Origin of the sequence: Streptomyces sioyaensis, from assembly GCF_004122735.1 — a bacterium.
GTDB classification, from domain to species: Bacteria; Actinomycetota; Actinomycetes; order Streptomycetales; family Streptomycetaceae; genus Streptomyces; species Streptomyces sioyaensis.
In genome coordinates this window covers 1-10848 of sequence record NZ_SDIF01000165.1, presented here as the reverse complement: position 1 = coordinate 10848, position 10848 = coordinate 1, and the positions used below count along the sequence as shown (strand labels likewise).

The 10848-nt window shown below is 71.9% G+C and carries 12 protein-coding genes; all 12 read left to right on the top strand.

The features are described 5' to 3' along the window. Positions 1–229 precede the first annotated feature (229 nt). The 12 genes from EST54_RS31140 to EST54_RS31085 all read left to right on the top strand — a co-directional run bounded on the left by EST54_RS31140 (position 230) and on the right by EST54_RS31085 (position 10697). Positions 230–1090, top strand: a complete 861-nt coding sequence (locus EST54_RS31140; protein ID WP_129251051.1) for an LLM class flavin-dependent oxidoreductase — start codon at positions 230–232, stop codon at positions 1088–1090. A gap of 158 nt (positions 1091–1248) precedes the next feature. Beyond that, a complete protein-coding gene (locus EST54_RS31135; RefSeq protein WP_129251050.1) occupies positions 1249–1917 on the top strand; it encodes a class F sortase in 669 nt (222 codons plus the stop codon). A 157-nt stretch (positions 1918–2074) separates the two neighbouring features. Continuing rightward, a complete protein-coding gene (locus EST54_RS31130; RefSeq protein ID WP_129251049.1) occupies positions 2075–2674 on the top strand; it encodes a GNAT family N-acetyltransferase in 600 nt (199 codons plus the stop codon). Positions 2675–2766: 92 nt separating this feature from the next. After that, positions 2767–2850, top strand: a complete 84-nt coding sequence (locus EST54_RS36295; RefSeq protein WP_350257049.1) for a putative leader peptide — start codon at positions 2767–2769, stop codon at positions 2848–2850. A 218-nt stretch (positions 2851–3068) separates the two neighbouring features. Further along, positions 3069–4766, top strand: a complete 1698-nt coding sequence (locus EST54_RS31125; protein ID WP_129251048.1) for a nitrite/sulfite reductase — start codon at positions 3069–3071, stop codon at positions 4764–4766. A 27-nt stretch (positions 4767–4793) separates the two neighbouring features. Continuing rightward, entirely contained in the window at positions 4794–4982 is a 189-nt protein-coding gene (locus EST54_RS31120) for a hypothetical protein (RefSeq protein ID WP_129251047.1), read from the top strand. After that, on the top strand, positions 4979–5671 hold the full coding sequence (locus EST54_RS31115) for a phosphoadenylyl-sulfate reductase (protein ID WP_129251046.1): 693 nt from the start codon (positions 4979–4981) through the stop codon (positions 5669–5671). The genes EST54_RS31120 and EST54_RS31115 overlap by 4 nt, the downstream gene beginning before the upstream one ends. A gap of 20 nt (positions 5672–5691) precedes the next feature. Then, positions 5692–6225, top strand: coding sequence for an adenylyl-sulfate kinase (gene cysC, locus EST54_RS31110; RefSeq protein ID WP_006602346.1), 534 nt, complete (start codon positions 5692–5694; stop codon positions 6223–6225). Next, positions 6222–7172, top strand: a complete 951-nt coding sequence (cysD, locus tag EST54_RS31105; RefSeq protein ID WP_129251045.1) for a sulfate adenylyltransferase subunit CysD — start codon at positions 6222–6224, stop codon at positions 7170–7172. Before cysC ends, cysD begins: the two co-directional genes overlap by 4 nt. 2 nt (positions 7173–7174) lie before the next feature. Further along, positions 7175–8536 carry a sulfate adenylyltransferase subunit 1 gene (locus EST54_RS31100; protein WP_129251044.1) on the top strand — a complete coding sequence of 454 codons (1362 nt, stop codon included), beginning with the start codon at positions 7175–7177 and terminating at the stop codon, positions 8534–8536. 212 nt (positions 8537–8748) lie between these two features. Continuing rightward, positions 8749–9858: an aliphatic sulfonate ABC transporter substrate-binding protein gene (locus tag EST54_RS31090; protein WP_129251042.1), complete on the top strand. Its 1110-nt coding sequence runs from the start codon at positions 8749–8751 to the stop codon at positions 9856–9858. A 35-nt stretch (positions 9859–9893) separates the two neighbouring features. After that, positions 9894–10697: an ABC transporter ATP-binding protein gene (locus EST54_RS31085; protein ID WP_174857551.1), complete on the top strand. Its 804-nt coding sequence runs from the start codon at positions 9894–9896 to the stop codon at positions 10695–10697. The last annotated feature ends 151 nt before the right edge of the window (positions 10698–10848 follow it).

Sequence of the window (10848 nt, the reverse complement as noted above, 5' to 3'; positions counted from 1 at the left end):
GGGCGAGCAGGCGGCGGGGCATGACCGGGCGGCGCGGGGAGGGGAAGAGCAGGCGGCGGAAATCCGGGTGCGGACGCGCGTTCCCCTCTCCTAGGGTGGGCCGCAACTCATACCGCAGCTCTCAAGAAGGACGTCGCAGAACGGGAGCAGCCCGCGCCACACGCGCGGCAGAGGACGAGTGGGCGACACCGATTTCTGTCATGCCCGCACGTCTTTCTGGAGGACTTCCATGTCCGTCGGCCTCGGCCTTCCCATCGGCGACCCCGCACAGCTGCTCAGCTGGGCCCGGCGCGCCGAAGCCACCCCCTTCACCACGGTCGCCCTGCTCGACCGGCTGGTGTTCCACAACCCCGAACCGCTGATCACGCTGGCCACCCTGGCCGGCGCCACGTCCCGGATCCGGCTGCAGACCGAGGTGCTGCTGGCCCCGCTGCACCGTACGGCGCTGCTCGCCAAGCAGGCCGCCACCCTCGATCTGCTCTCCGCCTCCCGCTTCACCCTCGGCATCGGTATCGGCGGCCGCGACGACGACTATCTGGCCGCCGGTGTCGACCTGCGCACCCGCGGCCGGCGACTGGACGCACAGATGGCGACCATGCGGCGGCTCTGGTCGGGGGAGCCGCTCTCCGAGGAGGTCGGCCCCATCGGTCCCGCCCCCGCGCGGCCCGGTGGGCCCGAGGTGCTGTTCGGCGGCTTCGTGCCGGCCGCGATCGAGCGCGTCGCCCGCTTCGGCGCCGGCTTCCTCGGCGCCAACCTGCCGCCCGCGCACATGGACGGCATGTTCCGCTCCGTGGAAGAGGCCTGGTCCCGGGCCGGGCGTACGGGCGGGCCGCGGCTGCTGGCCCAGGTCAATGTGGCCCTCGGCCCGCCGCCGGTCATCGACCGTGCCCGCCGGGAACTGCGCGCGTACTACCAGCCGGGCGGCTACACCGACCATGTCGTGAACGGGCTGCTCACCACCGGGGCGCAGATCCGTGCGGCGGTGTCCGCGTACCGGGCGATCGGCGCGGACGAAGTGATGCTCTACTGCTGGTCCCCGGGCCCGGATCAGGTCGAGCGGCTGGCCGAGGCGGTGTTCGAGACCCCGTAACGGGCACGGCGTTCGGGAATCCGTAGCCGGCACGGCGGCGCCGGGCGGCCGAGGAGCCGGTCGGGACCCCGCCACCCGTTCGGCCAACTGCGCTCGCCGCCGCCCCGCGGGCGGCCCTAGCGTGCCGACTGCGGACCGTGCACCGCGGGAGGTGAGCGATGAGCCCGGCAGGCCCGACCGACGCGGCGTCCGGGGAACCGGCCGCCGCCCGCCGGCCCCGGTGGGGCGTGCTGGCCCTGGCCGGGCTGATCGGCTTCGGCATGGTGCGCCAGGGGCTGTCCGGCGAGGCGGACGGGCCGCCGCAGCCGGCGGCCGGCGGCGTGCTCTTCCCCGGCGACCTCCCGCCCACCGGCCCGGCGCCGCCCCCGCTGCCCCGCTCCGTGCCCTCCCGGGTGGCGATCGCGTCGATCGGGGTGTCGGCCCCGCTGATGCCGCTGGGCCTGGACGGGCACGGCTGGATCGAGGCGCCGCCGGCCGGGGAGCCCGGGCTGGCGGGCTGGTACGCCGACGCCCCGACGCCGGGGGAGAACGGCACCGCCGTCCTCGTCGGGCATGTCGACAGCGCCGCCGGCCCCGCGGTGTTCTACGGGCTGGGCGCCCTGGAGAAGGGCCGGACGATCCGGGTGACCCGCAAGGACGGCCGGACCGCGGTCTTCGAGGTCTACGGGATCCAGGTCTTCGACAAGCACAAGTTCCCCGCCCGGAAGGTCTACGGCACCACCGGGCGCCCCGAACTGCGCGTGCTGACCTGCGGCGGCGCCTATGCGGCGGGCTCCGGCTACGCGGGCAACGTGGTGGTCTTCGCCCGGATGACGGGGACCGCGTAGCGGGCCCGCCGGCCGGCGCCGCCCCGGGATGAGCGGACATCTCATGATGCGGACCCGGCCCGCCCCTCCGGACCCGGGCCGCCCCGCCGGTTCCGGCCCGTCCCTCCGGCCCCCGGGCCGCGGCCAGGGCCCGATCCGGGTGTGATGTGCTGGCGGCATGAGCCTCTCGGTCACCACCTGGTATCTCGAACAGACCTCGCGCGCCGACCTGACCCCCGTCCAGGGGCCGCCGCCCGAGCAGGGCGTCCGTATCGCCCGGTCCGAGGTGCCCTCGCCGGAGTTCAGCCGCTTCCTCTATACGGCGGTCGGCGGGGACGTCACCTGGACCGACCGGCTGAGCTGGCCGTACGCCCGGTGGGCGGAGTACCTCGGGCGGCCGGGCGTGGAGACCTGGGTGGCGTACGAGCGCGGCACCCCCGCCGGGTTCATCGAGCTGGAAGCGGGCCCGGACGGCTCCGTGGAGATCGTCTACTTCGGGCTCGTCCCGGCCTTCCGGGGGCGCCGGATCGGCGGGCTGCTGCTCTCGTACGGGATCGAGCGGGCCTGGGACCTCGCCGAGCGGTGGCCGGGGCAGGCCCCGACGAAGCGGGTGTGGGTGCACACGTGCAGCAAGGACGGCCGGCACGCCATGGCCAATTACCAGCGGCGCGGCTTCCGGCTGTACGACACCACGGTGACCGAGGAGCCCGACGTACCGGCGCCCGGCCCGTGGCCCGGGGCGGGGCCCGTCACGTCCGGCGCGGCCGCCGGAGAGTGACCGACAGCACAGTGTCTCGCCATGCGGGACAGAGTTGTCCATATTTTGGATGACGGTGGACTGGCCGGAGAACGGCGTGACAGGCTTCCGTCATGTCTCGAGCTGGAATTGCCTTGGTGAGTCGGCGGCACGTCGACCTCGGCCGCATGTCCAGCGCCATTTGTCGGGCGGGCTGAGGTCGCATTCACCAGGGCCTTCGGCCCTTGGCAGCACTCAGCACCACACCGAACCTCCGCCCCCTCGTCCCCGCCGTCGCGGACACCCTGACGCCCCCTGCCCCGCAGGCCTCACCGACGCGTGCCACGCGCCGCACTTCGGTGTGTCTGCGCAGGTCATGCCGGGTGTCCGGCATCCCCGTCCGCCTCCTTGAGCCCGCCCAGAAGGACAGACATCCATGGCCGCCACCCCGGAATCGACCGCAGCTGCCACGACCCGCCGCAAGGCCGGCCGCCACCGCGGCGAGGGCCAGTGGGCCGTGGGGCACTTCACTCCGCTCAACGGCAACGAGCAGTTCAAGAAGGACGACGACGGTCTCAATGTGCGGACACGCATTGAGACGATCTACAGCAAGGCCGGCTTCGACTCGATCGACCCCAACGACCTGCGCGGGCGGATGCGTTGGTGGGGCCTGTACACCCAGCGCAAGCCCGGGATCGACGGCGGCAAGACCGCGATCCTGGAGCCGGAGGAGCTGGACGACAAGTACTTCATGCTGCGGGTCCGCGTCGACGGCGGACGGCTGAGCGTGGCCCAGCTGCGCGCCATCGGTGAGGTCTCCGAGCAGTACGCCCGCGGCACCGCGGACATCACCGACCGGCAGAACATCCAGCTGCACTGGATACGCATCGAGGACGTCCCCGCCATCTGGGAGAAGCTGGAGTCGGTGGGGCTCTCCACGACCGAGGCCTGCGGCGACTGCCCGCGAGTGATCATCGGCTCCCCGGTGGCCGGCATCGCGGCGGACGAGATCATCGACGGCACCCCGGCGGTCGAGGAGATCCACGAGCGCTACATCGGCAGCAAGGAATTCTCCAACCTGCCGCGCAAGTTCAAGACCGCGATCTCCGGCTCGCCCGTCCAGGACGTGGTCCACGAGATCAACGACGTGGCCTTCGTCGGCGTCGTCCACCCCGAGCACGGCCCCGGCTTCGACCTCTGGGTCGGCGGCGGCCTGTCCACCAACCCCAAGCTCGCCCGGCGCCTGGGCACCTGGGTGCCGCTGGACGAGGTCGCGGACGTGTGGGCCGGTGTCGTCGGCATCTTCCGCGACTACGGCTACCGCCGGCTGCGCACCCGCGCCCGGCTGAAGTTCCTGATGGCCGACTGGGGCCCGGAGAAGTTCCGCCAGGTGCTGGAGGACGAGTACCTCCAGCGCAAGCTGGTCGACGGCCCGGCGCCCGACGAGCCGGTCTCCACGTGGCGGGACCACATCGGTGTGCACCGGCAGCAGGACGGCCGCTTCTACGTGGGCTTCGCCCCGCGCGTCGGCCGGGTCGACGGCACCACCCTCACCAAGATCGCCGAACTCGCCGCCGCGCACGGCTCCGACCGGCTGCGCACCACCGTCGAGCAGAAGCTGATCATCCTCGACGTCGAGCAGGACCAGGTCGACGCGCTGGTCGCCGGGCTGGAGGCGCTGGACTTCCAGGTCAGCCCCTCGCCGTTCCGGCGCGGCACGATGGCCTGCACCGGCATCGAGTTCTGCAAGCTCGCCATCGTCGAGACCAAGGGCCGCGGCTCCTGGCTCATCGACGAACTGGAGCGCCGGATGCCGGAGTTCCAGGAGCCGATCACCATCAACCTCAACGGCTGCCCGAACGCCTGCGCCCGCATCCAGGTCGCGGACATCGGTCTCAAGGGCCAGCTGGTCCTGGACGCCGACGGCAACCAGGTCGAGGGCTACCAGGTGCACCTGGGCGGCGCGCTGGGCCTGGAGGCCGGCTTCGGCCGCAAGGTCCGCGGGCTGAAGGTCACCGCCGACGAACTCCCCGACTACGTCGAGCGGGTGCTGCGCAACTTCGAGGCGCAGCGCACCGACGGCGAGCGGTTCGCCCAGTGGGCGGCCCGTGCGGAAGAGGGTGCGCTGAAGTGAGCGAGCCGAGGCCGGGCGGAGGACACCGTGAGTGAACGCGCGGCGCCGTTCTACTGCCCGTACTGCGGGGACGAGGACCTCCAGCCTTCCGAGGAGGGCCACGGTGCGTGGGAATGCCGGGCCTGCAGCCGGGCGTTCCGGCTGACGTTCCGCGGCCTGCTGGCGCCGGGCAGCACCGGCCGGCCCCCTTCCGCTTCCGACGGAGGTACCACGTGACCACCGCTACCGACCTTCAGCACCTGGCCGAGCAGGCAGGCCGGGACCTGGAGGACGCGCCCGCCCTGGAGATCCTCGAATGGGCCGCGAAGACCTTCGGTCCGCGCTTCTGCGTCACCTCCTCCATGGAGGACGCGGTCGTCGCGCACCTGGCCTCGCGGGCCTTCCCGGGCGTGGACGTGGTCTTCCTGGACACCGGCTACCACTTCCCGGAGACGATCGGGACGCGGGACGCGGTGGCCGAGGTGATGGACGTCAACGTCCTCACCCTGACGCCGCGGCAGACCGTGGCCGAGCAGGACGCCGAGTACGGCCCGAAGCTGCACGACCGCAACCCCGACCTGTGCTGCGCGCTGCGCAAGGTCCGGCCCCTCGAAGAGGGTCTGGCCGCGTACGACGCCTGGGCGACGGGGCTGCGCCGGGACGAGTCGCCGACCCGGGCGAACACCCCGGTCGTCGGCTGGGACCCCAAGCGGCAGAAGGTGAAGATCTCGCCGATCGCCCGCTGGACGCAGGCCGATGTGGATGCGTACGTGACCGAGCACGGGGTGCTCACCAATCCGCTGCTGATGGACGGCTACGCCTCCGTCGGCTGTGCGCCCTGCACCCGCCGGGTGCTGGAGGGCGAGGACGCCAGGGCCGGCCGCTGGGCCGGCAGCAACAAGACCGAGTGCGGGCTGCACGGATGACGGACCATCAGGAGATAGCCATGACGGGCGCCACGATCTGGCTGACCGGTCTGCCGAGCGCGGGCAAGACGACCCTCGCGCACGAGCTGGCCGGCCGGCTGCGCGGCGAGGGCCACCGTGTCGAGGTGCTCGACGGCGACGAGATCCGCGAGTTCCTCTCCGCGGGGCTCGGCTTCAGCCGCGAGGACCGGCACACCAACGTCCAGCGCATCGGCTTCGTGGCCGAGTTGCTGGCGAGCAACGGCGTCAAGGCGCTGGTGCCGGTGATCGCGCCGTATGCGGACAGCCGCGAGGCCGTGCGCAAGCGCCACCAGAGCGAGGGCACCGCCTATCTGGAGGTGCATGTGGCCACCCCCGTCGAGGTGTGCTCCGAGCGGGATGTGAAGGGGCTGTACGCCAAGCAGGCGGCCGGCGAGATCTCCGGGCTGACCGGCGTGGACGACCCGTACGAGGCTCCCGAATCGCCCGATCTGCGCATCGAGTCGCACACCCAGACCGTGCAGGAATCCGCCGCGGCGCTGCACACGCTGCTCACCGAGAGGGGACTGGCATGACGACGGCAGCTTCCATCACCGCGACCGGCCCGGGCCACGAGGGCGACTCCCCGTACGCCCTGTCCCACCTGGACGCGCTGGAGTCCGAGGGGGTGCACATCTTCCGCGAGGTGGCGGGCGAGTTCGAGCGGCCGGTGATCCTGTTCTCCGGCGGCAAGGACTCCATCGTCATGCTGCACCTCGCGCTGAAGGCGTTCGCGCCGGCCGCGGTGCCGTTCTCGCTGCTGCACATCGACACCGGGCACAACTTCCCCGAGGTCCTCGACTACCGCGACCGCACGGTCGAGCGGCACGGTCTGCGGCTGCACGTCGCCCACGTGCAGGACTTCATCGACCGCGGTGAGCTGCGCGAGCGCCCGGACGGCACCCGTAACCCGCTGCAGACCGTCCCGCTGCTGGACGCCATCGAGAAGAACCGCTTCGACGCGGTCTTCGGCGGTGGCCGCCGGGACGAGGAGAAGGCGCGCGCCAAGGAGCGGGTGTTCTCGCTGCGCGACGAGTTCGGCGGCTGGGACCCGCGCCGGCAGCGCCCCGAGCTGTGGCAGCTCTACAACGGCAAGCACTCCCCCGGCGAGCACGTCCGGGTCTTCCCGCTGTCCAACTGGACCGAGCTGGACGTGTGGCAGTACATCGCCCGCGAGAAGATCGAACTGCCCGCCATCTACTACGCCCACGAGCGCGAGGTCTTCGGCCGCAGCGGCATGTGGCTGGCGCCCGGTGAGTGGGGCGGCCCCAAGGAGGGGGAGACCCTGGAGCGGCGGCAGGTGCGCTACCGCACCGTCGGCGACATGTCCTGCACCGGTGCCGTCGACTCCGACGCGGACACCATCGAGGCCGTCATCGCGGAGATCGCCGCGTCCCGGCTCACCGAACGGGGCGCGACCAGGGCCGACGACAAGCTGTCCGAGGCCGCCATGGAGGACCGCAAGCGCGAGGGGTACTTCTAACCATGAGCACGACCACGAACCCGGGCGCGATCGACGCCGTCGACGCGGGTGCCACCTCGCTGCTGCGGTTCGCCACCGCCGGATCCGTCGACGACGGCAAGTCGACGCTGGTGGGCCGGCTGCTGCACGACTCCAAGTCGGTGCTCGCCGACCAGCTGGAGGCCGTCGAGCGCGCCTCCCTGGGCCGCGGGCAGGAGGCGCCCGACCTGGCGCTGCTGACCGACGGGCTGCGCGCCGAGCGCGAGCAGGGCATCACCATCGACGTCGCCTACCGCTACTTCGCCACCCCGCGGCGCCGGTTCATCCTGGCGGACACCCCCGGGCACGTGCAGTACACCCGCAACATGGTCACCGGCGCCTCCACCGCCGAACTGGCCGTGGTGCTGGTCGACGCCCGTAACGGCGTGGTCGAGCAGACCCGCCGGCACGCCGCGGTCGCCGCCCTGCTGCGCGTCCCGCACGTCGTCCTGGCCGTCAACAAGATGGACCTGGTCGACTACGCCGAGCCCGTCTTCGCCGCCATCGCCGAGGAGTTCACGACCTACGCGGCCTCGCTGGGCGTCCCGGAGATCACCGCGATCCCGATCTCGGCGCTGGCCGGCGACAACGTCGTGACGCCGTCGGCCCACATGGACTGGTACGGCGGCCCGACCGTCCTGGAGCACCTGGAGACCGTCCCGGTCGTCGCCGACCCCTCCGACGACCCCGCCCGCTTCCCGGTCCAGTACGTGATCCGCCCGCAGACCGCCGAGCACCCCGACTACCGCGGCTACGCGGGCCAGATCGCCTCCGGCGTGCTGCGCGTCGGCGACGCCGTCACCGTGCTGCCCTCGGGCCGCACGAGCACCATCGAGGCGATCGACGCGCTCGGCCAGGCCGTGGACACCGCCTGGGCGCCGCAGTCGGTGACCCTCCGGCTCACCGACGACCTGGACATCTCGCGCGGCGACCTGATCGCCCCGACGGCCACCGCGCCGGCCGTCTCGCAGGACATCGAGGCGACCATCTGCCATGTGGCGGACCGTCCGCTGAAGGTCGGCGACCGGGTGCTGCTCAAGCACACCACCCGCACGGTCAAGGCGATCGTCAAGGACATCCCGTCCCGGCTGACGCTGGACGACCTCTCCCAGCACCCGGCGCCCGGCGAGCTGGTCGCCAACGACATCGGACGGGTCGTCGTGCGCACGGCCCAGCCGCTGCCGCTGGACGCCTACGCCGACTCCCGCCGCACCGGCTCGTTCCTGCTGATCGACCCGGCGGACGGGACGACGCTGACCGCGGGGATGGCGGGCCACGCGTTCGCGCAGGCGGCGGCCGAGGCCACGCGGGCCGACGGCTCCGACGACGAGGGATGGGACTTCTGAGCATGCTCCAGGACGTGTTCTCGACCTTCGCGAAGGAGGGCGGCCGCATCGGCAGCGGCGCCCTGGGCAGCGGGCAGGGCGGAGTCGGCCGATGTGTGCGCTGACGATGTCCCGCTCCGCTCTCCAACCACCCTGCTACCGAAGATCCGTCGATCTGCCGGGCGTGCCATAGGGGCACCCACCGACCCGGCCCTCCGAGAGGAACACCTTCCGTGTCTGCCGTTCATCACCGCCTGCTGGCGGCCGCCGTCACCGTCCCGCTCCTGGCCGGAGCGCTGGGCGCCTGCGGCTACGGTTCCGAGGCCAAGAAGGACACCGCGGCCGGGGTCGCCCCCAAGGGCCCCAAGACCGACGGGCTCGATCACGTGACGATCGGGTTCTTCGGCAACACCACGCACGCCACCCCCCTGATCGGCCTCCAGAACGGCCAGTTCCAGAAGGAGCTGGGCGGCACGGAGGTGAAGTCCTCCGTCTTCAACGCGGGCCCCGCCGAGATCGAGGCGCTCAACTCGGGCGCCATCGACATCGGCTGGATCGGCCCCTCCCCCGCCATCAACGGCTACGCCAAGTCGCACGGCAAGAGCCTGAAGATCATCGGTGGTTCGGCCTCCGGCGGGGTCTCGCTGGTGGTCAACCCCAAGAAGATCAAGAGCCTGAACGACCTCAAGGGCAAGACGCTCGCGACCCCGCAGCTGGGCAACACCCAGGACGTCGCGCTGCTGAACTACCTGGCCGGCAAGGGCTACAAGGTCGACCCCACCACCGGCAAGGGTGACGTCACCGTCCAGCGCACCGACAACAAGGTGACGCCCACCGCCTTCCAGCAGGGCTCCATCGACGGTGCCTGGGTGCCCGAACCCACCGCTTCCAAGCTCGTCGCCGAGGGCGGCAAGACGCTCCTGGACGAGAAGACGCTGTGGAAGGACGGCAAGTTCGTCATCACGAACATGATCGTCTCGCAGAAGTTCCTCAAGGAGCACCCGAAGGCCGTCGAGGCGGTGCTGCGGGCCTCGGTGAAGACCAACGACTGGATCCGCTCCCACCCGGCCGAGGCGAAGAAGGCCCTGAACGACAAGCTCGCCTCCCCGGACGTCGCCGGCAAGGCGCTGCCCGCAGACGTCATCGACCCGGCGTTCCGGAACGTCCAGCTCACCGATGACCCGCTGGCCGCCACGCTCCAGCAGGAGGCGGACCACGCGGTCAGGGCAGGCCTGCTGAAGAAGCCCGACCTCAAGGGCATCTACGACCTCACGCTGCTGAACAAGGTGCTCAAGTCCGAGGGCAAGCAGCCGGTCGACGACGCCGGACTCGGCAGCAAGTAGCCCGCAGCACCGCACTCCCCCAGGAGGTGACACCGATGACGACCACCACGCTCACCAAGCAGCCCGCCACGGCGGACACGGGCACCACCGTGCCGTACGCGGCCCGCATCGACCATGTCTCGAAGTCGTTCGGCCGCACCGGCGCACAGCAGCATGTCCTGGAGGACATCAGCATCCATGTGGCGCCCGGCGAATTCGTCTGCCTCCTGGGGGCCTCGGGCTGCGGGAAGTCCACCCTGCTCAACCTGGTGGCCGGCCTCGACGCCCCGTCCGCCGGCGCCATCGAGACGCCGGGCGGCCGGCCGGCGCTGATGTTCCAGGAACATGCGCTGTTCCCGTGGCTGACCGCGGGCCGCAACATCGAACTGGCGCTGCGGCTGCGCGGGGTGCCGCGCGCGGAGCGCCGTGCCGAGGCCGAGCGGCTGCTGGAACTCGTCCGGCTCAAGGGTGCGCACGGCAAGCGGGTGCACGAGCTGTCGGGCGGGATGCGCCAGCGCGTCGCGATGGCCCGGGCGCTCGCGCAGGACAGCCAGCTGCTGCTGATGGACGAGCCGTTCGCCGCGCTCGACGCGATCACCCGCGATGTGCTGCACGACGAACTGACCCGCATCTGGCGCGAGACAAACCTCTCGGTCCTCTTCGTCACCCACAACGTCCGCGAGGCCGTGCGGCTCGCCGAGCGGGTGGTGCTGCTGTCCTCCCGGCCGGGCCGGATCGCCCGCGAGTGGCAGGTCGACATCCCGCAGCCGCGCCGCATCGAGGACGCCGCGGTCGCCGACCTTTCCATCGAGATCACCGAACAGCTCCGGGGGGAGATCCGCCGACATGGCCAGCACTGAGACCGAGGAACCCACCGCCCGCAGCGGCGAGGAGCCCTCGGCCGCCGGCACCGACGCCGCCGGCACCGAAGCCACCACCGACGCCACCGACGCCACCGACGCCACCGACGCCACCGACGCCACCGACGCCACCGACGCCACCGACGCCACC

Excerpts from the sequence above, each read along its gene's own strand:
- EST54_RS31140 (WP_129251051.1), top strand. The coding sequence starts at position 230 with ATGTCCGTCGGCCTCGGCCTTCCCATCGGCGACCCCGCACAGCTGCTC.
- EST54_RS31135 (WP_129251050.1), top strand. The coding sequence starts at position 1,249 with ATGAGCCCGGCAGGCCCGACCGACGCGGCGTCCGGGGAACCGGCCGCC.
- EST54_RS31130 (WP_129251049.1), top strand. The coding sequence starts at position 2,075 with ATGAGCCTCTCGGTCACCACCTGGTATCTCGAACAGACCTCGCGCGCC.
- EST54_RS36295 (WP_350257049.1), top strand. The coding sequence starts at position 2,767 with ATGTCTCGAGCTGGAATTGCCTTGGTGAGTCGGCGGCACGTCGACCTC.
- EST54_RS31125 (WP_129251048.1), top strand. The coding sequence starts at position 3,069 with ATGGCCGCCACCCCGGAATCGACCGCAGCTGCCACGACCCGCCGCAAG.
- cysC (WP_006602346.1), top strand. The coding sequence starts at position 5,692 with ATGACGGGCGCCACGATCTGGCTGACCGGTCTGCCGAGCGCGGGCAAG.
- cysD (WP_129251045.1), top strand. The coding sequence starts at position 6,222 with ATGACGACGGCAGCTTCCATCACCGCGACCGGCCCGGGCCACGAGGGC.
- EST54_RS31100 (WP_129251044.1), top strand. The coding sequence starts at position 7,175 with ATGAGCACGACCACGAACCCGGGCGCGATCGACGCCGTCGACGCGGGT.
- EST54_RS31085 (WP_174857551.1), top strand. The coding sequence starts at position 9,894 with ATGACGACCACCACGCTCACCAAGCAGCCCGCCACGGCGGACACGGGC.